The organism is bacterium, assembly GCA_020440705.1.
In the GTDB taxonomy this organism is placed as follows: domain Bacteria; phylum Krumholzibacteriota; class Krumholzibacteriia; order LZORAL124-64-63; family LZORAL124-64-63; genus JAGRNP01.
In genome coordinates this window covers 1-23461 of sequence record JAGRNP010000008.1, presented here as the reverse complement: position 1 = coordinate 23461, position 23461 = coordinate 1, and the positions used below count along the sequence as shown (strand labels likewise).

The window sequence follows — 23461 nt, the reverse complement described above, 5'->3', positions numbered from 1 at the left end:
GTGATCGTGAACTCGAAGCCGATGACACGGCCGTTGGCCAGCGCGGCCCACTGGAACGACTGCTGCCGGATCGTCAGACCGAGAGGCACGTGGTCGGGCAGCAGGTGCAGCGAGTCGTGGACATCGCCGTAGCGGGACGCGAAATGCTGGTCGCCGACGGCCGCGAAGTCCTCGTCCACCAGGCCGTCGCCGTCGTCGTCCAGGCCATTGAGGGGATCCTCATCCTCGCGCCCGTCGCCGTCGTCGTCGGGATCGGCGAACGGATAGCGGTTGCCGCCGGGCGCACCCTGGAACGTCTGGTGGATGGTGTCGCCCGCGGCGGCGGTGGGGCGGAACTCGGAGAAGTAGCCCGCGGTCGACACGTGGGGCACGCCGGCGCCGTCGCGCGCGCCGACCCAGAGCCCGGCGGCCCACAGGTATTCGACGCCCGACCGCGCGGGCCACATGGCCGACGGTGCGTCGGAATACGAACCGCCCGCCGTGGGCATGCTGCCGATCAGGCCCCAGTTCGACTGGTGGCTCCACAGATCGCCGACGTCGTGGACGACGTGGCCGTCGAGAACGAGAGCTTTCCCGGACGTCGGTGACGAAGCCGGCGACATCGCCGCGGCGGCGACGGACGCCCCGCACAGGACGGCGCCGAGAATGAAGGCGGAGAAGCGGAACGGTCCCCTTGCATGCATGACGGAATACCTCGCGGAATGCCCCCTTGATCATGCCCCACGAGTCCATGATGGTACGGCCGGCGCCGCTTCCGGTCAATTCCCCCTCCTGGCCGCGCCTCCGCCGTGGCGGATCCCCCGGATCCGTGGCAACATGACGCCGGACCCCAACCCGAGGACGCGCCCATGACCGCCCCCCTGGACGACCAGCGCCGCCGCATCGACGCCATCGACGCGCGCCTGCTCGAACTGCTGCGCGAGCGCAACGAGCTGGCCGCCGAGGTGATCGCGGCCAAGATCACCGCCGGCCTGCCGGTGTTCGTGCCCGAGCGCGAGCGGGCCAAGGTGGCGGCCTTCCGTGACGCGGCGGCCACCGAGGGCCTCGACCCCGAGTGGGCCGAGGACTTCCTGCGCATGATCATGAGCAGCTCGCGGGCGCGGCAGTCCCAGGCCGACTTCCCCTGCGCGCCGGGCGGCCCGCGGCGGGTGCTGCTGGTGGGCGGCGCCGGCCAGCTGGGCCGCTGCTACGGGCGCGCCTTCGCCGCCAGCGGCCACGAGGTGCGCGTGCTCGACGCGAACGACTGGGACCGCGTCGACGACCTGTGCGCCGGCGTCGACCTGGCCGTGGTCACGGTGCCGATCCGGGTCACGGAAGAGGTCATCGCCCGCCTGGCCCCCCACCTGGCGCCCACGACGCTGCTGGCCGACTTCACCAGCCACAAGGAGGCGCCCCTGGCCGCCATGCTGGCCGCCCATCCGGGCCCCGTGGTCGGGCTGCACCCCATGCACGGGCCGGACGTGGGCAACCTCTCCAAGCAGCTCGTGATCGCCTGCCCCGGCCGCGCGCCCGACGCCGCGGCCTGGCTGCTCGACCAGTTCCGCCTGTGGGGCCTGCGCGTGCGCGAGCTCGCGCCGGAGAAGCACGACCGTGTCATGCACCAGGTGCAGGGCCTGCGGCACTTCGTCGCCCTGCTGCACGGGTCGTTCATGCGGGCCAGCGAGCTCTCGCCCGCCGACGTGCTCGAACTGAGCAGCCCCATCTACCGGGCCGAACTGATGATGACCGGCCGCATCTTCGCCCAGAACGCCGAGCTGTACGCCGACATCGTCTTCGCCGACGCCGAGCGCCGCGCCCTGCTGCTGCGCTTCCTCGCCCACCACGAGCAGCTGGCCGACCTGGTGCGCCACGACGACAAGGCGGGCTTCATCCGCGAGTTCGAGGCCATCGGGGAGTTCTTCGGCGACTTCGCCGCCCGGGCCCGCACCGAGAGCGGCTACCTGATCCACCGCCTGGCCGACCGCTTCGCCGGCACCGAGGAAGATCCCGCATGAACCTGTGGTCCCTCCTGGTCGACATCGGCCTGCTCATCGGCGCGGCCATCGTGCTCGGCGCCGTCTGCATCCGGCTGAAACTGAGCCCGCTGGTGGGCTACCTCGTGGCCGGGATGGTCCTGGGCGGGCCCGGCAGCCTGGGCCTGGTCGGCGCGACCCACGACGTCGACGTCATCGCCGAACTGGGCGTGTCGCTGCTGCTCTTCGGCCTCGGGCTCGAGTTCTCCTTCGCGCGCATCCGGGCCTTCGGGCGGGCCCCCCTGCTCGCGGCCGGCCTGCAGGTCACGCTGACGCCGCTGGTGGCCCTGCCCATCGCCGTCGCGGTGGGGCTCGACCTCCCGGCGGCCGTCGTGGTGGCCCTGATGGTCACCCTGAGCAGCACGGCGTCGGTGCTGCGGGTGCTGGCCGACCGCTCGGAGCTGGGCAGCCTGCAAGGGCGCAACGCCATCGCCGTGCTGCTGGCCCAGGACCTGGCCGTGATCCCGTTCGTGATCATCGTCTCGCTGCTGGGCGGGGCGGGCGGCGATCCCCTCGACGCCCTCCTGCGCACCCTCGGCGGCTTCGCGGCCATGACCGCGGCCCTCTGGGTGCTGCTGAACCTGGTCGCCGCGCGGCTGCTGGCCACCTTCTCCCTCGAGCAGAACCGCGAGATGTCGGTGCTCTTCGCCGTGGGCACGGGCATCGGCGCGGCGGTGCTGGCCCACGAGGTGGGCATCTCGCCGGCCATGGGCGCCTTCGTGGCGGGCATGATGCTGGGCAGTTCGCCCTTCGCGGTGCAGATCCGCGCCGACGTCACCGGCCTGCGCATCGTGCTGCTGACCCTCTTCTTCGGCGCGGCCGGGATGGTGGCCGATCCGGTGTGGATCGTGCAGAACCTGCCCCTGGTGCTGGGCATCACCCTGGCCCTGATCGTGATCAAGACGCTGGTCGTGACCCTGCTCTTCCGGGCCACCGGCCAGACGTTCCGCCTCTCCCTGGCCTCGGCCATCACCCTGGCGCAGGTGGGCGAGTTCGCCTTCGTGCTGGGGGCCGAGGGCGCCGACGCCGGCGTGCTCGGGCCGGGCGCGCGGCAGCTGATGGTGTCGGTGGTCATCATGTCGCTCATCCTGGCGCCGTTGCTCATCGGGCAGGCCACGCGCCTGAGCCGGCTGCTCTCGCGCGGGCCCCGCACCGACCCGGACGCGACCACCGCCCGCCCCGCCGACCGCATCTTCGTCTTCGGCTTCGGCCCGGCCGGACGCCACGTGGTGCGCCGCCTGCTCGCCGCCGGCCGTCGCGACATCACCGTCGTCGACCTGAACGGCCAGTCGATCACCCGCGCCCGGGAGATGGGCGTGCACGGCGAGATCGGCGACATCCAGCAGGTCGACGCCCTCGAGCACCACGGCGTGCGCGAGGCCTGCCTGGTGGTGATCACCACCCCCGGCAGCGAGGCCACGGCCCTGGCCATCGCCCACGTGCGGCAGTTGAGCCCGGGCGCGCGCATCGTGGTGCGGTCGCACTACAAGGCGCACCGGGAGCGGTACGAGGCCTTGGGGGCGCATGCGGTGGCGGTGGACGAGGTCGCCGTCGGCGAACGGCTGGGCGACGAGGCCCTGGCCAACCTGCAGCCCCGCGAAAACGCCTGAAGTCCGACTGGAATCCCGGCAATTGAGACGTTACTATCAAGGGGTCGAATGGACCCCAACGGGAGGCTTCCCGCCATGTGTCTCGGAGTACCCGGCCGCATCGTCGCCGTCGAGGACGGCCTGATGCGCATGGGCACCGTCGACTTCGACGGGTCGACCCTCGAGGTCTGCCTGGCCTACACGCCGGACGCCGAGCCGGGCGACTACGTGCTGGTGCATGCGGGCTTCGCCCTGGCCCAGCTCGACGAGGCCGAGGCCGCCGAGACCCTCGACGCCCTGCGCCAGCTCGGCGAGCCTCCCATCCCGGAGAAGCCGTCGCCATGAAGCCTCCGCGCCCCGCACCCGACGCCGACCGCCGCCGCTTCCTCGTCCGGGGCTGCCGCCTCGCCGCCGCCTCGGCCTGCGTGCCGCTGCTGACGACCATGAACCTGGCCGGCTGCACCGGCGACCTGCCCGAGCACAAGCACGTGACCGGCCCCCTGCGCCACGCCCTGGACACCCTGCCCGAGGGCGAGCGCGTGAACCTGACCCACGGCGAGCGGCAGATCGAGCTGATCAGGCAGGGCGACCACGTGACGGCCCGCCTGCTGTGGTGCACGCACCAGGGCTGCACCGTGGCGTGGCTGCCCGACGAGCAGGTGTACCTGTGCCCCTGCCACGACGGGCGCTTCGACGCCGAGGGGCATCCCATCTACGGGCCCCCGCGCCGCGATCTCGACCTGCTGCCCGTGACCATCGAGAACGGCGACGTGATCGTCGACGTGTAAGGGAGCGGTATCCGCGATGGCCCTGCCCCGCATCCTGGTCACCGGCGCCTCGGGCTTCATCGGCCGCCACCTGCTCGACGCCCTGAAGGACCGCTACCGCATCGTCAGCCTGGCCCGCCGCTCGCAGGCGCGGTGCGGCGCCCCGTTCCACGAGAACATCACCTGGCACCAGGTCGACATCGGCGATCCCTTCACCCTCGCAGAGGTCTTCGCCGAGATCCGGCAGGGCGACCCCATCGACATCGTCATCCACCTCGCGGCCCACTACGACTTCACGGGCGAGGACCATCCGGAGTACAACCGCACGAACGTCGAGGGTCTGCGCAACATCCTCGAGCACTGCAAGGCCCTGCAGCCCAAGCGGTTCGTGTTCTCCAGCTCGGTGGCCGCGTGCGACTTCCCCGCGCCGGGCGGCGCCCTCGACGAGCTCAGCCCGCCCGACGGCGACCACATCTACGCCCAGACCAAGGCCATCGGCGAGCGCATGCTGGCCGAATACCGCGACCACTTCCCGTCGGTGATCGTGCGCTTCGCCGCGCTCTTCTCGGACTGGTGCGAGTATCCCCCGCTGTACATGTTCCTGCTCACGTGGCTGTCCAACGCCTGGAACTGCCGCATCCTGGGCGGACGCGGCCAGTCGGCCATCCCCTACCTGCACGTGAACGACGCGGTGAGCTTCATGCGGCGGGTGCTGCGGCGCGAGGCCGACCTGCGGGACGGCGAGATCCTCATTTGCAGCCCGGACGGCGCCGTGAGCCACAAGCAGCTCTTCGCCACCGCCACCTACTACTACTTCGAGACACCGCGCAAACCGCTGCTGGTGCCGCGTCCGCTGGTGCCGCTGGGCATCCACACGCGCTGCCTGGTGGGACGCTTCATGCCGGAACGCCCGTTCGAGCGGCCGTGGATGGCGAAGTATGTCGACAAGCAGCTCACCATCGACGCGGGCCACAGCCGCCAGCGGCTGGACTGGGCGCCGAGCCACCGCCTCGAGGTGCTCTATCGCCTGCCCTTCCTCATCGAGAACATGCGCTACGACCAGATCGAATGGACGCGGCGCAACCGCGGCGCCATGAAGCAGGCCCGCCTGCGCGCCAACCTGCACATCCACTCGCTGCTGCAGAAGCACAAGCAGGCGATCATCGAGGACTGCACCACCATCCTCAGGACCCGCTTCGCCAGCTACCAGAGCCTGGACGAGGCCGAGCACGAGTGGAACCACCGGCTCATCCTGCGCAACCTCTTCTCCGCGATCCGCACGCGCATGAAGCTCGACTTCATGTCGTACTGCCGCGACCTGGCCCTGCGCCGGCGTGCCGAGGGCTTCACGGCCGAGGAGCTGGTGGGCGCCCTGGAGACCATCGACCAGGTGTGCGTGAAGACCCTGCTGCGCGACCCCGAGGGGGCCGAGATGAAGGCCAACCTCTACGCCTGCATCTCCATGACCATCCGCTTCGGCATCGACCAGGTGCTCGAGGTGTACGAGGAGCCGCAGGGGGCCGACACGGTGCGGAGCGGGGAACCCGGGCGCTGAGCCCTAGATCTCCATCGCGTAGCCGACATTCCACTCGAGGTTGTCCGCGCTGCCCAGCTCGTGGAAGCGCACGTTCAGGCCCACGAACCAGTCCCCGTACACGAAATGCTTGATGCCCAGCCGCTGGTAGAACTCCGGCAGGCGCCCCGGCACGTCGCGGTACCAGAGCTTGTAGCCGAGGTGCAGCAGGGCGTGGGTGCGGTTGACCGTCAGTTCGTAGCCCGCGAAAGCCGCCAGCTCGAGCTTGTCGCTCGCCTCGCCGCGCGCGTTGACGCCCCGATTGATCCCGTCCAGGACGATGAGGTCGGGCACGGACTCGTCGTAGCAGAAGTCGAGGCCGCCGACGACGCGCGTCTTGTTGGAGAATGCCCGCCCGAGCCCCAGCGTGAGGTTCCCGATGAAGTAGTCGCGGTTCAGGTAGTCGCCGCGCAGGGCCGGCTCGGCCAGCTCGAGGTTCAGGTTGCGGCGGCCGGAGGAGAAGGTCGTCGTCAGGTCCCAGCCCGGGGGGAAGTAGCTGGGCGCGCGCCGCGTCGGGATCGGCACCGGGTCGCTGGTGTCGTACTTCACGTAGAGCATGGGCGCGACGGTGTTGAGCCCATGGTTCGGGTTCTGGGTGCCGCCGTTGGAGAAGTGGGTGAACGTCGCCGCGCCGATGAGCGACCAGCGGTCCGCCAGGCGGTACGCCGCCGCCGGGCCACCCTCGATGTGCACCGAGCGGCCGAGGCCCAGGGCGATGTTGTGCGGGTTGTCGACGGGATCGTACGACTTCCAGTTGTGGGTGAAGCCGAACGCCGTCTCGAATTCGAAGGTCCAGCGGCCGGACCGTCCCAGCGGCCAGACGAAGAACCCGTACAGCGACGTCGGCGTGCCCAGCTCCTCGTCGTTGAAGAAATCGGCGCCGTAGATGCCCAGGCCGTAGGAGGGAAAGTTGAAGGCATGGTGCCAGTCCCGCGATCCGTCGGTGTGCCGGCCGTACTCCAGACGCACCGAATGGTAGCTGTCGATGGGACGTCCGGCCGCGTTGTCGCCGTTGAGGAAGTCGTTGGTGCCGAGCACGGCGCCGGCCTGGTAGGCCCCGCGCACGAATGACGACGGGCCGGGAAAGCCCGCCGGGGCAGGATCGGCCCAGGCGGCCGGCGCCGCCGTCGCGCAGGCGACCGCGAGGGCCAGGACGGCCTGGCGGGCCGGGACGCCACGCATCCAGCAAGTCGTTTTCATGGATTCGTTTACCCACGTTCGGAGTCGCGCTGCGCACCGGTGGAGTTCGGCCCCGGCGCGCCGGCCCCATTGTACCCGAACGGAGCCGGCAAGGGGAGCCCGGGGTCGGTGCGCTTCGCGGCGTGGCCGGATCGGTGACGGTTCGGCGCATGGGAGGAGGGAAACAAGACCAACCCGATCCTGGAGGGATGCCATGCGCACCTTGACCATATGGCTGGGACTGATGCTCGCGGCGTCGGCCGCCGACGCCCGCTTCGACTTCAATGCGGACTGGTCGACCACGGGCGTGGTCGGCGAAGGACACGGCGACGCGGCCGTCACCGTGGGCGACGTCAACGGCGACGGCTACTCGGACGTGGCCGTGGGCGCGCCCGACTTCGGCGCCGCCCCGAACTCCTCGCGCGGCAAGGTGGCCCTCTACTACGGCGGGCCGGACGGGCTGACGGCCGGTCCCTACTGGAACCACGTCGGCGACACGGCCGACGGCCGCTTCGGCCAGGCCATCGCCCCGGCCGGCGACATGAACGGCGACGGCTACGACGACTTCGTCGTGGCCGCCCCCTACCTCTCCAACGGGCACAGCGAGGAGGGCCGGCTCTACTTCTTCGTCGGGGGGCCGTCCGGCCCGACCCTTGCCGCCACGGACGAGATCAACGAGGAGGACGCCCACCTCGGCTGGTCGGTGGCCTTCGCCGGCGACGTCAACGGCGACGGCTACGACGACGTGATCGCCGGCGCCCCCGGCTGGGGCGGCTACGGTTCGCCGTTCTACATTCCCGTCCAGGGCGCCGCCTACCTGTACCTGGGCAGCGCGGACGGCCCGGACGGCACCCACGTCTGGAACCGGCGCGGCGGCGACACGGCGGCCGACTTCGGCTGGTCGGTGGCCGGCCTCGGCGACGTGAACGGCGACGGCTTCGCCGACGTGATGGTCGGCCAGCCCGGTTACGACGCCGGCCTCTTCGACGACAACCACGGCAAGGCCCTCGCCTTCTTCGGTTCGGCCGCGGGCCTGCCCTCGAGCCCGAGCTGGGAACACGTGGGCACCTACGAGGACGACCGCTTCGGCTCGGAGGTCGCCTGGGTGGGCGACTTCAACGGCGACGGTTTCGCCGACGCGGTATTCGGCGTGCGGAACTACGCGAACGGCGTCGGCGCCGTCTACATCGCGAGCGGGGCCCCCGGGGGATTGGGCCCCGCCGCGCTCCTGCGCAACGGCAGCGGTCTGGGCTCCGACTGGGGCGAGACCGTCGCCGGCATCGGCGACTTCAACGGCGACGGCCGGACCGACTTCGTCGTCAGCGGCAGCGTGAACCACGACGTGACGGTGTACTTCGGCGACGGCATCCCCGTGCTCCAGTCGGTCATGATCGGCGCGGGCTTCTTCGGCGACATCATGGGCGGGGCCGGCGACGTCGACGGCGACGGCCTGGGCGACTTCCTCGTCTCCGACCCGCTGGCCGCCAACGGCGCCGGCACGGTCTATCTCTACGAGGGCGGCCGCGAGATCGACTACTTCCCGCCCCTCATGGAGAGCCGGGTCGGCACCGGCAACGTCTTCCTGGGCTACGGCTTCGGGAGCGCCGGCGACGTCGATGGCGACGGCTACGACGACCTCGTCGTCGGGGCGCCGACGACGACGCCGTCCGGCGAGGTGCAGCTCTACTATGGCGACCAGTACGGCCTGTCGCCGACCCCGGACTGGACCGACACCGGCAGCGGGTCCGGCGGCCGGCTCGGCATCTCCGCCGACGGCGCCGGCGACGTCAACGGCGACGGCTACGCGGACTTCGTGGTCGGCGACCAGCTCGGCCAGGAGGTGCGGGTCTACTACGGTTCGGCGTCGGGCCCCCAGCCCGCCTACTGGAGCTACGTGTTCACCGAGCAGGCCGGGGCCGACTTCGGACTCGCCGTGTGCGGCGGCGGCGACCTCAACGGCGACGGCTTCGCGGACATCGCCGTGGGCGCCCAGCTCTGGGACGGCGACGAGATCGACGAGGGCCTCGTGCGCGTCTTCTTCGGTTCGGCCCAGGGCATGCAGAGCACCGGCTACGTCGACCTCACCCCCGGCGAGGCGGAGACCTACGTGGGTCCCGAGCTCGACATCATCGGCGACTTCGACGGCGACGGCCTCGACGACCTGGTCGTGGGCATTCCCTACTTCTCCTACGACGCGGGGAACTACGCCGGGGCCTTCGCCCTCTACTTCGGCGACCCGGCGGGGATCTCCTCGACATGGTTCAAGGTCATCGGCGGCGGCAGCGTCGGCGCATCCCTCGGCAGCCACGTCGCCGCCGCGGGCGACGTCAACGGCGACGGCTACGCCGACTTCATCGTCGGCCGCCCCGGCGACACGACCCACGGCCCGAACGCCGGACGCGTCCACGTCTATCTCGGCGGCCAGCGGGGCCTCGCCGGACGCATCGACCTCGACGGACCCGAGATCCCCAACGCGCGCTTCGGCGAGTCGGTCAGCGGGCTCGGCGACTACGACGGCGCCGGCCGGACCTGCGTCGCCGCCACCTGGAAGAGCACCCAGACGTCGGTGTCGATCTACGACCTCGACCCCGGGACCCAGCAGACCGGCTCGATCGGCCTGGGCACCGGCGGCGCGGACATCGGCATCGCCGCGGTGGGCGACCTGGACGGCGACGGCTTCCCTGAACTCGGCGTCAGCATGCCCTTCGACGACGGCGCCACCGGCCAGTGGCGCACCTATGGGCCCTTCGGCCGGAAGGAGTCCCTCGCCTTTCCCGCCCTGCCGCGCCTGACCACCCAGGCCGACGCGCCCATCGCCCTGCGCGGCGCCATGGACGGCGCCGCCGCGCCGCGATTCCGGCTCCGGGCCTGGGCCCCCGCCGGCCGCACCCGCATGCGTCTGGAGTGGCAGGTCGGCACCGAGCGCCAGGCCTACGACCAGACCGGGGCCGGACCCTGGACGCCGAGCGCGACCCACATCGCGGGCACACCCGTCGCGGCCGACCCGGCCCTGGCCCTGCTCGGCGGCGAACGCTACCGCTGGCGGATCCGGGCCGCCGCCGCCAACCCGTACCAGCCGCACGGGCCCTGGCTGACCGGCCAGCCCGGCACCGACACCCTGTACGGCTTCCGGTACCTGCCCTGGGCCGCCCCGGTGGACGACGACGTGCCGGTCGGACCGGCGGCCCTGGCCCGCGCCGTGCCGAATCCGTTCAATCCGGCGACCCGGTTCGAGTTCACGCTGCCGGGCCGCGAGCAGGTCGAACTGAAGGTGTACGACGTGTCGGGCCGCCTGGTGCGCGCGCTGCACAGCGGTCCGCTCGACGGCGGCCCGCACCGCCTGCCCTGGGACGGCCGCGACGACGCCGGCCGCGCGCTGGCCTCGGGCGTGTACTTCGCCCTGCTGCAGGCCGACTCGGGCGCGAGCCGGATCAAGGTGACGCTCGTGAAGTAGGCGGAGCCGCGCGGGAGCCCATCATTGACGCGACCATGGCCGGGCGGGAATAATACGTCTCCGCAGAGAGGAGCCCGACCCGGCCATGGACAAGGAACTCTACGCCCGCATCCGCGCCCTGCTGCCGCGGCTGCTGCCGCTGTCGCCGGCGGAGCGCGCCGCGCTGCTCGACGCCGAATGCGGCGACGACGACAACCTGCGCCGCGAGATCGTGGACCTGCTCGCCCACGAGGACTCGGTGGCGGGGCTGGCCGGCACCGCCGGGCCGGTGCTCGATCCGGACCTGGCCGGGGCCGCCTTCGCCGGCGCGGACCGCGACGCGGCACCGCCCGATGCCATCGGGCCCTACGCCATCGGCGAGGAGCTCGGCCGGGGCGGCATGGGTGTCGTCTACCGCGCCGAGCAGACCGCGCCCCTGCGCCGCACCGTCGCCCTGAAGATCATCAAGCGCGGCATGGACACCGACGCGGTCGTGGCCCGCTTCCGCACCGAGCGCCAGGCCCTCGCCCTCATGAACCACCCGCACGTGGCCCAGGTGCTCGACGCCGGCGCCACCGACGACGGCCGCCCCTACTACGTCATGGAGTACGTGGACGGCGAGCCCATCACCCGCTTCTGCGACCGCGCCCAGGCCACGCCCGGCCAGCGCCTCGACCTCTTCCTGCAGGTGTGCGGCGCGGTGCAGCACGCCCACCAGCGCGGCATCATCCACCGCGACCTGAAGCCGTCGAACGTGCTCGCCCAGGCGACGCCCGAGGGCGACCGCACCAAGGTCATCGACTTCGGCATCGCCAAAGCCGTGTCCGATCCGCTCACCGGCGGCACCCTGATGACCCAGAGCGGCCAGATCCTCGGCACGCCCGAGTACATGAGCCCCGAGCAGGCCGGCATCATCGACCATCCCATCGACACCCGCACCGACGTGTACTGCCTCGGCGCCCTGCTCTACGAGCTTCTGTCCGGGCGCACGCCGTACCGCTTCGACAGCTACGGTTTCGGCGACATCCGCAAGGTCTTCCGCGACCACGACCCGAGCCGGCCGAGCACCGCCGTCACCGAACACGACGGCCCCACCGGCGGGGCCGGCGGCGCGCAGAGCGGCGGCGGCACCACCACCGCCGAGGAGATCAGCCGGCTGCGCGGCCGCAGCGTCGAACGGCTGCGCAAGGAGCTGCAGGGCGACCTGGACAACATCGTGCTCATGGCCATGCACAAGGATCCCGAACGGCGCTACCCGTCGGTCGACGCCCTGGCCGAGGACATCCGCCGCTACCGGTCCCAGCTGCCCGTCCGGGCCCGGCCCGACAGCTGGACCTACCGCGCCAACAAGTTCATCCGGCGCAACGCGTTGGGCGTGACGTTGTTCGTGGTGATCTCGATCCTGCTGACGGCGCTGCTGCTCAACACGCTGGTGCAGTCGCAGCGTGTCGAACGCCAGCGCGACCGGGCCGTGCGCGCCGAGACCCAGGCGCGCACCGAGGCCGCGGCGGCCCGCGAGGTGAGCGACTTCCTGGCGGAGCTGTTCCTGGTGAACGATCCCGGCGAGGCGCGGGGCAACACCATCACCGCCCGCGAGATCCTCGACCAGGGCGCCGAGCGCATCCGGCAGGAGCTGGGCGAGCAGCCGGTGGTGCGGGCCCGGCTGATGAACACGATCGGGGCGGTGTACCAGAACCTGGGCCTGTACGCCGAGGCCGACACGCTGGTCGACGAGGCGCTGCGCATCCGGCGCGAGACCCTGGGCGACGACGCGCCCGACGTGGCCGAGTCGCTGCTCCAGAAGTCGTGGCTGGTGCGCGACGAGGGCCGGCCCGAGGAGGCCCTGCCGCTGGCCCGGCGGGCCCTGGAGATCCGGCAGGCGGCCTACGGGCCCGAGCACAAGCTCATCAACGAGGCCATGTACCACGTGGCGTCGACCACCGAGGAGCTCGGCGACCTGGAGACGGCGATCCCGCTCTTCCGCGAGGTGCTGCGCCTGGACCGCAAACTGCTCGGCGACGCCGACCCGCAGGTCCCCGAGAGCATGAACAACCTGGCCGTGGCCCTGGCCGCCTACGGCGAGATGGACGAGGCCGAGCAGCTCTACCGCGAGAGCCTGCGCCTGAACCGCGAGATCCTGGGCACCGACCACCCCGAGGTGGCCACCAGTGCGGCCAACCTGGCCAACCTGCTCTTCCAGTCGGGCAAGCGCGACGAGGGCCTGGCCCTGGCCGAGGAGGCCCTGGAGATCCGCACCCGGGTGCTCGGCCGCGACCACCCGCACACGGCCATCGCGGCGGGCAACCTGGGCATCAAGTACTACGGCCTGAAGCGGTACGACGACGCCGAGCGCCTGCTGCGCGAGAGCCTGCGGGTCAAGCAGGCGTCGAACGGACCGCGCCATCCTTCGACGGCCCACGCCTGGATCCTGCTCGGGCTCTCCCAGCTCGGGCGCGAGGACGCCAAGGCGGCCGAGGAATCGTTCGGCGAGGCGCTGAGCATCTATCGCGAGACGATGCCGCCGGGGCACAACAACACCGCGCGGGCCCTGCACGGCCTGGGCGGCGCCCTCATGCAGCAGGGGCGCTACGACGAGGCCGAACCGCTGCTGGTCGAGGCCCTGACGATCCGGCGCGAGGCCCTGCCCGCGGGGCATCGGGAGATCGCCGAGTCGCTGCAGCGGCTGGGCGAATTCCGCCTCGAGACCGGCGACCTGGCCGCGGCCGAGGCGCTGCTGAGCGAATGCTGGGAGAGCCAGCGCGGGGACGACGGCCCCCTCAACACCCGGGCGCGCAAGGCGGCGCGCACCCTGGCGCGGGTGTACGTGGCCCTGGGAGATTCGGCGCGGGCGCAGGAGTACCGGGACCTGGGCCGGAATCCCGATGAGTAGGACGGCCGGCAGCCGGCCGCTCCGCGGCGGACCCGGTCGGTGCGGCGTGGCGCTGGTGGCGCTGGTCCTCGGGCTGCCGCTCGCCGCCGGGCGAGCTCCGGCCGGTGTCGCGGTCACGGCCGAAGCCGTGCGCCATCGGCCGCGGCTGGTGTTCGAGACCACCGGCGACCGCTGCGATCCGCCCCTGGCCTACGTCGCTTCCGTGGACGTCGACAGCACCGGCACCGTCCACCTCCTGGACATCTTCGGCGGGGTCGTGCGGCGGCTCGGAGCGGACGGCCGGCCCCTGGCCCCGCTCCGCGACGGGGATGGCGGTCGGGCCGTGCCGGGCATCCCCGGCCTGATCTCCGTCGGCGCCGACGGCGTCTGCTACGGCGTCAACACGTTCTGCACCGACCTCGTCCGCTACGTGCCGGAGGGTGCGCCCGGGACTTCGCTCCCCATCCGGGGACTGGACGCCATGTGGCCGGCGGGGTACGCGATGCGCTTCGTCGCCCGCGACGCGGACAACTTCCTCTGGGCCATGCAGCGCAAGGACATCGTCGACGGCGACTTCGCCAAAGGCACGCCGGCGATCCCGGAGTTGCTGGAGGTCCGCGACGGCAGGCCCCGCCTGCTGATGCGCGTCGCCGCCTCACCCGGCGCGCCGGCGACGATCGAGGTCGCCGAAACGGCCTACACCCTGGTCCATGACGGCTGGGACATGCTGGAAACGGGAGAGATGGTCTGGGCCGACCCGGACGGGAGCTACCGCCTGCGCCGCGGCCACCCGGGCGATGACGCCACCGTGGTGCCCCTGGCCGAGCCGAACGAAGACCGTGAGGTGCTCGCCCGCGCGACCGCGCAGACCCTGCAGGGCAAGCGGACGCGACACGTTCCCCGCATCGCGTCGGTGCGCTGGCTCGACCGCGACCGGATCCTGGTGCAGCCGGTCGCCCGCCTGGACCCGGACGACCGGCAATCCATGGGCGTGTACGACGTCGTCGACCGCGACGGCGCGCGGCTCGCCCGGGTCGACCTGGTCGTCGCCCACGACCCCGCCCATGACCGGGTCTTCCTGACGCGGGGCCGGCTCGTGCACCTGCTGGGCGTCGAGGATGATCTGCCCCCGCCGGGCGAGCCCATGCCCCCGGCCCACGACCCGTCCACGGTCCGGATCCGCTGCTACGATCTGCGCGGGATCGGGAAGTAGCAGGATCGCCGCCCCCTGTTTCACCAGCGCGATCTTTCCCGTCCGCCACCGGCCAGGGGCTTCTTCACCTGACCACCCGACCGTCCCCCAACGCCCTCCGCAGCATCAACCGCACCCCCACCATCCCCGCCAGCATCAACCCGTCGAACACGCCGCTGAACTTCACCGACCACGACGTCACCGCCGGGCTCAGCACGAGCAGGAACACCACCGCGGTGGCCTTGGCGAGGATGAGCAGCGAGATGCCGCCGGTGCGCCGGTGTTCGATGAGGTAGCCCAGGGCGAGCACGATGTGGAAGGCGCCGGACTGGCGCGGGAAGAAGAGGGAGTCGATGCCGGTCCAGCCGGCGAAGTCGAGCACCCAGCGCGTGGCCACGAGCAGCGCCACGCCGATCAGGAAGCTGTGCAGGGCGATCAGCACGATGCCGATGCCCTCGAGGCGCCGCCACAGCGCCGCGCTACCCATCGTGCTCCCACCACAGTTCGGGCGCGGCCGGCGCCGCGCGCGGCGTCGCGGGAACACCCAGCCGCTCGAGCTCGGCCAGCACCGCCGCCTCGACCGCCGGCAGGGCCACCCGCACGGCCGACGTCAGCCCCTTGGCATGGCCGATCTCGCCGGGCACGACGCCCACCAGCAGCAGCTCCGGTTCCTCGCCGGCGAACTCGAGGGCGAAGAGGGCCTCCTTCAGGCCGGGATCATGGCTCCCGGTGCGCAGCCCCGGCGCGTGGGCCAGGATCGCCTCGCGGCGGTACTCGCGCACCTCGCCCGGCGTGCCGTCCGCCTTGACCACGTCGACGAGGATGATGTGGTCGCGCCCCGCGAGCTGCGGGTGCAGGTCGTTGCCCGGCGTCCCCAGGTCCTCCACGTGCACCCCGGCCGGAAACTCGTACCCCGCCACCAGGTGCGCGATGGCCGTCGGCCCCAGGGCATCATCCCCCATCAGCACGTTCCCCACCCCGAACACCGCAATCCTCGCCTCAGTCGCCACAGTGCCTCCACCTCCAGGTCATGTTTGCGCCGAGGATAGCATGGATCTGCGCTCGTGGGACATTGTCGTCGTCGTGCCCGGCCCCCGATAGCACTCGCGGCGCGTAATCCGCAGGCCAAAGGCCGAGGACATCGCGCCGCAAGTGCTATCGGGGGCCGGGCAGGCCTCGACTACAACGTCCGCACCACGCCGAGCTCCTTGCCATCCACGTCGAAAGCGTGCACCGCACAGGCAATGCACGGATCGAACGAGTGGATCGTCCGCAGCACCTCGAGCGGCCGCTCGGGATCGGCGATGGGGTTGCCCACCAGCGAGGCCTCGTAGGGGCCCGGCCGGTTCTGGGCGTCGCGCGGCCCCGCGTTCCAGGTCGAGGGCACGACCGCCTGGTAGTTGGCGATCTTCCCGTCCTGGATGACGATGAAGTGCGACAGCGTGCCCCGCGGCGCCTCGTGGAAGCCGAAGCCCATCTGGGTGCCGGTGAAGGTCGGCGCGTTGAAGGTGTCGGTGTCGCCGGTGGCGATGTTCTCCACCAGCAGCTGCCAGTGCTTCTGGGCCAGCTCGCCGATCACCGCGGTGCGCACGGCCCGGGCCAGATGGCGGCCCAGGGTCGAGTGCAGGTGCTGGGGACCGAGCTGGGTGCCGGCCACCTTGCTGGCCAGGTCGACCGCCCAGGTCAGCCACTTCACCGTGGGCTCGTGGCCTCCCTTGAAGCCGACCAGCACCTGGGCCAGCGGACCGACCTGCATCACCTCGCCGCCGAAGCGGGGCGACTTGATCCAGCTGTACTTCCCGTCGTCCTGGAAGTCGGTGAAGTTGGGGACCGTGTCCTCCTCGTACGGGTGCCGGTCCCAGTCGCCCTCGTACCACGAGTGGGCGATGCCTTCGGTCACGTTCTTCCCGAAGTAGTCCTCGCCGAAGCTCGTGATGGGCTTGAAGGTGTCCAGGTCGCCCTTCATGATCGTGCCGCCCGGCAGGTCGAACTTCGTGCCCGCCGTGTCCAGGGGCAGGTCCGGCACGGCGAGGTAGTTCACGACGCCCTTGCCGTAGCCCAGCCAGTCGGGATACATGGCGCCGATGGCGCAGACATCCGTCAGATACACGTCCTTGATGAAGGCCTGCACGTCGTCGAGCAGGTTCTTGATCTGGTACAGGGTGTTCATGTTGATGGTCGAGGGGCTGTCCAGGTTGATGGCGTTGGCCACGCCGCCCACGGCCAGGTTCTGGATGTTCGGCGTCTTGCCGCCCAGGATGGCCACGACCTTGTTGATCTCGCGCTGGTAGTCCAGGGCCTGCAGGTAGTGGCTCACGGCCAGGAGATTGACCTCCGGCGGCAGCTTCATGGCCTTGTGGCCCCAGTACCCGTTGGCGAACGGGCCGAGCTGGCCGCGCGCCACGTAGCCCGAGAGCCGGTCCTTCACGGCCTGCAGCTCCTGGCGGCTGTTGCGCGGCCAGGGGCTGAGCGACTGGGCCAGCTTCGCCGTCGCCGCCACGTCCGCGTCGAGGGCCGAGACCACGTCGACCCAGTCGAGGGCCGACAGGTGGAAGAAGTGCACGATGTGGTCGTGCATCGCATGGGCCGACACGATCAGGTTGCGGATGTACTGGGCGTTCAGGGGCACCTCGATGCCCACGGCGTTCTCCACCGCGCGCACCGACGCGATGGCGTGCACGGTCGTGCACACGCCGCAGAAGCGCTGGGTGAAGAGCCAGGCCTCGCGCGGGTCGCGGCCCTTGAGGATGTTCTCGATGCCGCGCCACATCTGGCCGGACGACCACGCCTTGGTCACCTGGCCGCCGTCCACCTCGACGTCGATGCGCAGATGGCCCTCGATGCGGGTCACGGGATCGACGGTGATTCGCTTGCTCATATCCACTCCCTACTTGGTTGCGGCGGCCGCCGGACGGGTGCCGCTGAGAATGGGGAAACTCTTGACCAGGACGATGAAGACCAGGATCTCCATGGCGACCAGGCCGAGGGTGATGACGATCTCGGGCACGCTGGGGAAGTAGGCCCAGCCGGGGCCCGGGTTGAAGGCGACCAGGTACGCGTCGAAGCGGTACATGGCCCCGCCGAACACGATCATCAGGGCGGCGCGGAACATGGTGCCGATGCCCAGGTGGCCGCGACCGGCCAGCAGCATCAGCGCCGGCACGAGGAAGAGGGCCATCTCCACCCAGAACAGGGCGCTCAGGCCGCCGGCGCCGAAGAGCAGCGCCGTCTTGCCCGTGACGACCAGGTCGATCAGCCGCACGGCCACGAAGACCAGCAGCACGAAGGCGATCACGTTCGAGAGCGAGACCAGCATGCGGTCCTCGCGCACGCGCCCGAAGGCCCGGCTCGAGAGCGTCGACTCCATGACCACCACGGCGTAGCCCATGGCGATGCAGGAGACGAGGAAGAGGAACGGCAGCCAGCCCGTGTGCCACAGGCCGTGCAGCCGCGGCCCGGCGAGCATGATCACCGAACCCAGCGAGCTCTGGTGCATGGTCGGCAGCACCATGCCCAGGGCGATGAACCAGATCAGGGCCTTGTCCATGAAGGCCCCCAGGCCGCGCGCCAGGCCCGACTTCTCGCCCCACTTCTCGAGGAACGCGGGCGAGAGCTCGATCCACAGCACGATGACGTAGGTCATCACGCACAGCGCCACCTCGAGCAGCGCCGAGTCGAGGTTCCACTTGCCCACCGAGACGGGAATGCGCCAGATGTACCAGGGCTTGCCCACGTCGATGATGATGCCGATGGCCGCCACCGAGTAGCCCAGCGCACTGGTCAGCAGCGCCGGCCGCACCAGGCCGTGGTACTTGCCGCGGTTGAAGATGTAGACCAGCAGGGCCATGGCGTAGCCGCCGCAGGCCAGGGCCGTGCCCGTGACCACGTCGAAGGCGATCCAGATGCCCCAGGGGTAGCCGTCGCTCAGGCCGGTCGAGGGGCCGAGGCCCACCGCGAAGCGCCAGATTGCCAGCGCCGCGCCGACCAGGGTGATCGCGAGCAGGGTGCCCGTGGTCCGGGTCAGCAGCGGTCCGCCGACGGGTGTCGCCTTGTGTCCGCTCATGCGTCCCCCCCTTCCTCGTCCCGGTTCTTCTTCCGGTTGCGCAGCATGACGCCGCCCATGACCGCGTACAGCGCCGCCGGGGCGATCATGCCCTTGTAGATGCCGTGCTGGATGGTGCGGTTCAGGCTGGGCACCGACTTCTCGCCGAGGGTCGGCAGGCCGAGCTTCTCGAAGGGCACGTGCGAGAGGTACAGCACCTGGGTGCCGCCGCCGTCGTGCTCGCCGTAGATCTTGTCGACGTAGCGGCCCGGGTGCTCGGCCTGGCGCCGCTTCGCCTCGGCCAGCAGCTCGGTGTACTTGCCGTACACGACCGCCTCGCGCGGGCACACCTCGCAGCAGGCGGGGATGCCGCCGTCCTTGATGCGGTGGTTGCAGAGCTCGCACTTGACGATGCGCGGGTTCGTGCTTTCCCACTCGAACTTCGGGATGCTGTAGGGGCAGGCCACCTGGCAGTAGCGGCAGCCGATGCAGCGGTTCGGATCCCAGGTCACGATGCCGTGCTCGCGCTTCTGCAGGGCGCCGATCATGCAGGCGCCGGCGCAGGCCGGATCGATGCAGTGCATGCACTGCTGCTTCATGTACGACCGCCGGCCCTCTTCCTTGTAGAGCTTGATGATGTTCTTGGTGCGGTCGTTCAGGGCCTGCGGCTGGTCGTGCAGGGCGTCGGTGCGGTTGTCGGGCGGCAGGTCGTTGGCCTCGTGGCAGGCCACGACGCAGGCCTTGCAGCCGATGCAGCGGGTGGTGTCGTACAGCATGCCCACCGCGTCCTCGGGGGCGTGGCGGGCCTGGCTCGCCTCGCTCACCACCGGCACCGCGGCCGCGGCGGCCGACGTGCCGGCGATGGCCAGTCCCTTCAGGAAGGATCGTCTCGTGCGGTCCATGCTACTCCTCCCCCTCGTCCTCGGCGTCGAGCCTGCGCGACTTCACCCAGGCTGCGCCCAGGGCCGCGCCGACCACGGCCCCGCCCACGGCCGTCGCCGCCGGGCTCGGGCCCTTGTGCTCGGCGAAGATGGGCGGGTAGGTGTCGGGCGGTGTCGGCCGCTCGATGTCGACCGTCGTGTGGATGGGCACGCGGAAGGCCAGCTGCTGCTCGGTGCAGCCCACGCAGGGATGCCCGATGCCGATGGGCCAGCAGCCGTCCACGTCGTTGAAGTGCTTCAGGGAGCAGTTGGCGTGGGTCGCCGGGCCCTTGCAGCCCAGCTTGTAGAGGCAGTAGCCGTTGCGGTGGTTCTCGTCGCCGAACTGCTGCGCGAAGCGGCCGGCGTCGAAGTGGGGCCGCCGCGGGCAGTCCTCGTGGATCACGCGTCCGTAGGCGAACTTCGGCCGGCCCTTCTCGTCGAGGGCCGGCAGGGTGCCCAGGGTGGCGTACTGCAGCACCACGCCGAGGAAGTTGTAGGGATTGGCCGGGCAGCCCGGGATCGTGACCACGGTCTTGTCCTTGAGGATCATGGGCGCGCCCGTGGCGCCGGTCGGGTTCGGCGGCGCGGCCGGGATGCCGCCGAACGAGGCGCACGAGCCGATGGCCACGATGGCGCCCGCGTGCTCCGCCACCTCGCGCAGCGAGTCGAGGGCCGTCTTGCCCGCGACCTTGCAGTACACGCCGCCGTCCTTCTCGGGGATCGCGCCCTCGACCACGAGGACGTACTTGCCCTTGTGCTGCTCCATGGCGTCGTGCAGCGATTTCTCGATCTGGTAGCCGGCCGCCGCGGCGAGGGTCTCGTGGTAGTCCAGCGAGATCAGGTCGAGGATGAGCTCGGCCACGTCCGGGTGCGACGTGCGCAGGAGCGATTCGGTGCAGCCGGTACATTCCTGGAAGTGCAGCCAGATGACCGACGGCTTCAGGCCGGCGGCCGCGGCCTCGGCCATCTTCACGGCCACCGAACTGGACAGACCGATCGAGGCGGCCGCGGCGGTGATGACGCGCAGGAAGTCGCGGCGGCCCATCTTGCGGGCGGTGGTCTCGGGCGAGTTCGGATGCGGGATGCGGGTCGGGTCCATGGAGGTCCTCCTGCCAACGGGGCCCTTCGCGGGGTGGTCATTCACCCTTCGCCGGCCGGCCCCGACTACTCTGTCGACGCGCTCAACAGGAGCAAGAACCTACCATTTCGGAAGTGCATGTTCAGCAATCTTGTTGATTTTTTATCAAGATCAAATTCGTTGTCTATAAGCGTTTATAATGAATTTTGTTCTCATTGTCGCCGATCTTCGCATCCCGGCGTCCCTACCCCGAGATCAACATACGTTAACCTGACAAATAATAACAGGTTAGATGTCCATCAACGCTCACTTACCGAGTATAATTTTAACAGGTACAGGAATTCGGTTCGAAAACGCGGGTTTCGACAATCCGCTGGACTTCGGCTGCCGGCGTGATAACATTTTCCTTCCGGAGCTTTCCCGGAAAGCCCGGACTTCCTTCTCCCCGCGGCTGCGGCCGCCGATCGGAGTCGCCATGGAATCCGACCTGGGCATCCTCGCCGTCACCGCCGCGACCATCGGTTTCGTGCACACGATCACCGGTCCGGACCACTACCTCCCCTTCATCGTCATCGGTCGCGCCCGCCGCTGGGGCCTGGGCCGCACGCTGACGACGACGGCCCTGTGCGGACTCGGCCACGTGCTCAGTTCGGTGGTGCTCGGCGCCGTGGGCATCGGCCTGGGCGTGGCGGTCGGCAAGCTCGAGATCATCGAGGGGACGCGCGGCGAGATCGCGGCCTGGCTGCTCATGTCGTTCGGACTGCTCTACGCCGTGTGGGGCCTGCGCCAGGCGCGGCGCGGCCGCGTGCACACCCACCGGCACGCCCACGGCGACGGCACCGTCCACCGGCACGACCACGACCACCACGCCGCCCACGCCCACGTGCACGAGGCGCCGGCCGGCCAGACGAACCTGACGCCGTGGGCCCTGTTCATCATCTTCGTGCTCGGACCGTGCGAGCCGCTGATCCCGATCCTCATGTATCCGGCGGCCCAGGCCAGCCTCGGCGGCCTCGTGGCGGTCACGGCGATCTTCGGCGTCGTCACCATCGCGACCATGCTCGGCATGGTCGTGCTGGCCGACCGCGGCGTGCGGCTGCTGCCCCTGGGCGCGGCCGAGCGCTATGCCCACGCCCTGGCCGGCGGCGCCATCCTCGGCAGCGGCATGGCGATCCGCTTCCTCGGGCTGTAGCCGTGCACGAGATGAGCATCGCCGTGGGGATCCTCGACATCGCCGAGAGCGAGGCCCGTCGCGCCGATGCCGCCGTGATCAACACCATCGAGGTCGAGGTGGGCGCCCTGGCCGGCATCGAGATCCCGGCCCTCGAATTCGCCTTCGAGGTGGCGCGGCGCGGCACCCTGGCCGAGACGGCCACCCTCGTGGTCCACGCCATCCCGGGGCGCGGCCACTGCCCCGACTGCGACGCCGAGGTGGAGATCGACTTCGCCGCGGCGGTCTGCCCCGCCTGCGACGGCGCCATCGTGACGGTGACGTCCGGCCGCGAGCTGCGGGTCAGGGCCCTGAACGTCGACTAGGACGGCCGCCCCGCGGCCTGGACATAGGAAACAGGAGCGACGCCATGTGCGACAGCTGCGGATGCGGACAGCCCCCCGAGGCCGTGACCTTCCGGAAGCCCGGCGAGGCCGGCGCGGCCGGGGGCCATGGGCACCATCATCATGACCACGGGCACGGCCACCACCACGATCACGACCACGACCACGATCATGATCATGGCCATCATCACCACGACCACGGACACGACCATCACCACCCCCACGATCACGGCGCGTCCCGCACCCTGCAGGTCGAGCAGGACATCCTGCAGCAGAACAACCTGCTGGCCCAGCGCAACCGGGGCTGGTTCGAGGCCAAGGACATCCTGGCCCTGAACCTGGTCTCCTCGCCGGGCTCGGGCAAGACGACCCTGCTCGAGCGCACGCTGACCGACCTGAAGGGCGAGTTCCCCGTCGCGGTGATCGAGGGCGACCAGCAGACCCTGAACGACGCCGACCGCATCGCCGCCACGGGCGCGCCGGTGATCCAGGTGAACACGGGCAAGGGCTGCCATCTGGACGCGGCCATGATCCGGCGGGCCTGCGACGAACTGGCCCCGGGCGACCGCTCGGTGCTGATGATCGAGAACGTGGGCAACCTGGTGTGCCCGGCCATGTTCGACCTGGGCGAGGCGGCCAAGGTGGTCGTCATCAGCGTGACCGAGGGCGCCGACAAGCCGCTGAAGTACCCGACCATGTTCGCCGCCGCCGACCTCTGCCTGATCAACAAGATCGACCTGCTGCCCTACGTCGACTTCGACGTGGACGCCTGCGAGGAGGCCGCCCGGCGCGTGAATCCGCGGCTCGAGTTCGGGCGCGTCTCCGCCACCACGGGCGAGGGACTCGACGGCTGGTACGCCTGGTTGCGGGACCGGCGGCCGGGGGCGTGACCGGCGACGGAGCGATCCGGCGGCGCCTGCGCGTCGACGGCATCGTGCAGGGCGTCGGGTTCCGTCCCTTCGTCTACAACCTCGCGCACGGCCTCGGCCTGGCCGGCGAGGTCAGCAACACCAGCGCCGGCGTGGTGATCGCGGTGCAGGGACCGGCGACCGTCCTCGACGAGTTCGCCCGCCGGCTCATGGCCGAAGCGCCGCCCCTGGCCCGGATCACGTCGCTGCAGGCCGAGACCGTCCCCCCCGATCCCACCGCGGCCGACTTCGTCATCGTGGCCTCGGCGGACACGCCGGGCACCAGCACCCTGATCCCGCCCGACGTGGCCACGTGCGCCGACTGCCTGCGCGAGATCCGCGACC

At 70.8% G+C, this 23461-nt stretch carries 20 protein-coding genes; 12 read left to right on the top strand and 8 right to left on the bottom strand.

Annotation, left to right across the window (positions count from 1 at the left end; all coding sequences use genetic code 11):
• Positions 1-683, bottom strand: a 683-nt coding sequence (locus KDM41_02560; GenBank protein MCB1182286.1) for a hypothetical protein, incomplete at its 3' end; no start/stop codon positions are given.
• Positions 684-848: 165 nt separating this feature from the next.
• Between KDM41_02560 and tyrA the strand changes: the two genes are divergently transcribed.
• From tyrA to KDM41_02535, 5 genes are all read left to right on the top strand, one after another.
• Entirely contained in the window at positions 849-1994 is a 1146-nt protein-coding gene (gene tyrA / locus KDM41_02555) for a bifunctional chorismate mutase/prephenate dehydrogenase (GenBank protein ID MCB1182285.1), read from the top strand.
• Positions 1991-3622 (top strand): cation:proton antiporter, encoded by a 1632-nt coding sequence (locus KDM41_02550; GenBank protein MCB1182284.1) that lies wholly within the window; start codon positions 1991-1993, stop codon positions 3620-3622. Before tyrA ends, KDM41_02550 begins: the two co-directional genes overlap by 4 nt.
• Before the next feature lie 75 nt (positions 3623-3697).
• A complete protein-coding gene (locus KDM41_02545) occupies positions 3698-3946 on the top strand; it encodes a HypC/HybG/HupF family hydrogenase formation chaperone (protein ID MCB1182283.1) in 249 nt (82 codons plus the stop codon).
• Positions 3943-4389, top strand: a complete 447-nt coding sequence (locus KDM41_02540; GenBank protein ID MCB1182282.1) for a ubiquinol-cytochrome c reductase iron-sulfur subunit — start codon at positions 3943-3945, stop codon at positions 4387-4389. Before KDM41_02545 ends, KDM41_02540 begins: the two co-directional genes overlap by 4 nt.
• A 16-nt stretch (positions 4390-4405) precedes the next feature.
• Entirely contained in the window at positions 4406-5923 is a 1518-nt protein-coding gene (locus KDM41_02535; GenBank protein MCB1182281.1) for an NAD(P)-dependent oxidoreductase, read from the top strand.
• Positions 5924-5926: 3 nt separating this feature from the next.
• Here KDM41_02535 and KDM41_02530 read toward each other — a convergent pair whose 3' ends face one another.
• Complete coding sequence (locus KDM41_02530; GenBank protein ID MCB1182280.1) at positions 5927-7123, bottom strand: acyloxyacyl hydrolase; 1197 nt, start codon at positions 7121-7123, stop codon at positions 5927-5929.
• 211 nt (positions 7124-7334) lie between these two features.
• Between KDM41_02530 and KDM41_02525 the strand changes: the two genes are divergently transcribed.
• From KDM41_02525 to KDM41_02515, 3 genes are all read left to right on the top strand, one after another.
• A complete protein-coding gene (locus tag KDM41_02525; GenBank protein ID MCB1182279.1) occupies positions 7335-10574 on the top strand; it encodes an FG-GAP repeat protein in 3240 nt (1079 codons plus the stop codon).
• 85 nt (positions 10575-10659) lie between these two features.
• Positions 10660-13443, top strand: coding sequence for a serine/threonine protein kinase (locus KDM41_02520; GenBank protein ID MCB1182278.1), 2784 nt, complete (start codon positions 10660-10662; stop codon positions 13441-13443).
• Positions 13436-14635: a hypothetical protein gene (locus KDM41_02515; GenBank protein ID MCB1182277.1), complete on the top strand. Its 1200-nt coding sequence runs from the start codon at positions 13436-13438 to the stop codon at positions 14633-14635. The genes KDM41_02520 and KDM41_02515 overlap by 8 nt, the downstream gene beginning before the upstream one ends.
• A gap of 64 nt (positions 14636-14699) precedes the next feature.
• On the opposite strand, the gene KDM41_02510 is transcribed toward KDM41_02515, so the two are convergent.
• From KDM41_02510 to KDM41_02485, 6 genes are all read right to left on the bottom strand, one after another.
• Entirely contained in the window at positions 14700-15101 is a 402-nt protein-coding gene (locus KDM41_02510; GenBank protein MCB1182276.1) for a hypothetical protein, read from the bottom strand.
• The gene (locus KDM41_02505) at positions 15094-15576 is read right to left on the bottom strand and encodes a hydrogenase maturation protease (protein ID MCB1182275.1); all 483 of its coding nucleotides are present in this window, start codon (positions 15574-15576) and stop codon (positions 15094-15096) included. The genes KDM41_02510 and KDM41_02505 overlap by 8 nt, the downstream gene beginning before the upstream one ends.
• A gap of 218 nt (positions 15577-15794) precedes the next feature.
• Positions 15795-17492, bottom strand: coding sequence for a nickel-dependent hydrogenase large subunit (locus KDM41_02500; GenBank protein MCB1182274.1), 1698 nt, complete (start codon positions 17490-17492; stop codon positions 15795-15797).
• A gap of 9 nt (positions 17493-17501) precedes the next feature.
• Positions 17502-18677 (bottom strand): Ni/Fe-hydrogenase cytochrome b subunit, encoded by a 1176-nt coding sequence (gene hybB / locus KDM41_02495; protein MCB1182273.1) that lies wholly within the window; start codon positions 18675-18677, stop codon positions 17502-17504.
• Positions 18674-19558 carry a hydrogenase 2 operon protein HybA gene (hybA, locus tag KDM41_02490; protein ID MCB1182272.1) on the bottom strand — a complete coding sequence of 295 codons (885 nt, stop codon included), beginning with the start codon at positions 19556-19558 and terminating at the stop codon, positions 18674-18676. Before hybA ends, hybB begins: the two co-directional genes overlap by 4 nt.
• Before the next feature lies 1 nt (position 19559).
• Positions 19560-20675, bottom strand: a complete 1116-nt coding sequence (locus KDM41_02485) for a hydrogenase small subunit (GenBank protein MCB1182271.1) — start codon at positions 20673-20675, stop codon at positions 19560-19562.
• A 454-nt stretch (positions 20676-21129) separates the two neighbouring features.
• Here KDM41_02485 and KDM41_02480 point away from each other — a divergent pair, with 454 nt between their 5' ends.
• The 4 genes from KDM41_02480 to KDM41_02465 form a co-directional block, all read left to right on the top strand.
• Positions 21130-21846: a sulfite exporter TauE/SafE family protein gene (locus tag KDM41_02480; protein ID MCB1182270.1), complete on the top strand. Its 717-nt coding sequence runs from the start codon at positions 21130-21132 to the stop codon at positions 21844-21846.
• Between the two features lie 11 nt (positions 21847-21857).
• Positions 21858-22190 carry a hydrogenase maturation nickel metallochaperone HypA gene (locus KDM41_02475; protein MCB1182269.1) on the top strand — a complete coding sequence of 111 codons (333 nt, stop codon included), beginning with the start codon at positions 21858-21860 and terminating at the stop codon, positions 22188-22190.
• Positions 22191-22234: 44 nt separating this feature from the next.
• Entirely contained in the window at positions 22235-23098 is an 864-nt protein-coding gene (gene hypB, locus KDM41_02470) for a hydrogenase nickel incorporation protein HypB (GenBank protein MCB1182268.1), read from the top strand.
• A partial coding sequence (locus tag KDM41_02465) for an acylphosphatase (GenBank protein ID MCB1182267.1) occupies positions 23068-23461 on the top strand: 394 nt, incomplete at its 3' end. The genes hypB and KDM41_02465, both read left to right, overlap by 31 nt.

Bases quoted from the DNA above. Each gene is read 5' to 3' on its own strand.
- tyrA (MCB1182285.1), top strand. From the start codon at position 849: ATGACCGCCCCCCTGGACGACCAGCGCCGCCGCATCGACGCCATCGAC.
- KDM41_02550 (MCB1182284.1), top strand. From the start codon at position 1,991: ATGAACCTGTGGTCCCTCCTGGTCGACATCGGCCTGCTCATCGGCGCG.
- KDM41_02545 (MCB1182283.1), top strand. From the start codon at position 3,698: ATGTGTCTCGGAGTACCCGGCCGCATCGTCGCCGTCGAGGACGGCCTG.
- KDM41_02540 (MCB1182282.1), top strand. From the start codon at position 3,943: ATGAAGCCTCCGCGCCCCGCACCCGACGCCGACCGCCGCCGCTTCCTC.
- KDM41_02535 (MCB1182281.1), top strand. From the start codon at position 4,406: ATGGCCCTGCCCCGCATCCTGGTCACCGGCGCCTCGGGCTTCATCGGC.
- KDM41_02530 (MCB1182280.1), bottom strand. From the start codon at position 7,123: ATGCGTGGCGTCCCGGCCCGCCAGGCCGTCCTGGCCCTCGCGGTCGCC.
- KDM41_02525 (MCB1182279.1), top strand. From the start codon at position 7,335: ATGCGCACCTTGACCATATGGCTGGGACTGATGCTCGCGGCGTCGGCC.
- KDM41_02520 (MCB1182278.1), top strand. From the start codon at position 10,660: ATGGACAAGGAACTCTACGCCCGCATCCGCGCCCTGCTGCCGCGGCTG.
- KDM41_02515 (MCB1182277.1), top strand. From the start codon at position 13,436: ATGAGTAGGACGGCCGGCAGCCGGCCGCTCCGCGGCGGACCCGGTCGG.
- KDM41_02510 (MCB1182276.1), bottom strand. From the start codon at position 15,101: ATGGGTAGCGCGGCGCTGTGGCGGCGCCTCGAGGGCATCGGCATCGTG.
- KDM41_02505 (MCB1182275.1), bottom strand. From the start codon at position 15,576: ATGGGGGATGATGCCCTGGGGCCGACGGCCATCGCGCACCTGGTGGCG.
- KDM41_02500 (MCB1182274.1), bottom strand. From the start codon at position 17,492: ATGAGCAAGCGAATCACCGTCGATCCCGTGACCCGCATCGAGGGCCAT.
- hybB (MCB1182273.1), bottom strand. From the start codon at position 18,677: ATGAGCGGACACAAGGCGACACCCGTCGGCGGACCGCTGCTGACCCGG.
- hybA (MCB1182272.1), bottom strand. From the start codon at position 19,558: ATGGACCGCACGAGACGATCCTTCCTGAAGGGACTGGCCATCGCCGGC.
- KDM41_02485 (MCB1182271.1), bottom strand. From the start codon at position 20,675: ATGGACCCGACCCGCATCCCGCATCCGAACTCGCCCGAGACCACCGCC.
- KDM41_02480 (MCB1182270.1), top strand. From the start codon at position 21,130: ATGGAATCCGACCTGGGCATCCTCGCCGTCACCGCCGCGACCATCGGT.
- KDM41_02475 (MCB1182269.1), top strand. From the start codon at position 21,858: ATGAGCATCGCCGTGGGGATCCTCGACATCGCCGAGAGCGAGGCCCGT.
- hypB (MCB1182268.1), top strand. From the start codon at position 22,235: ATGTGCGACAGCTGCGGATGCGGACAGCCCCCCGAGGCCGTGACCTTC.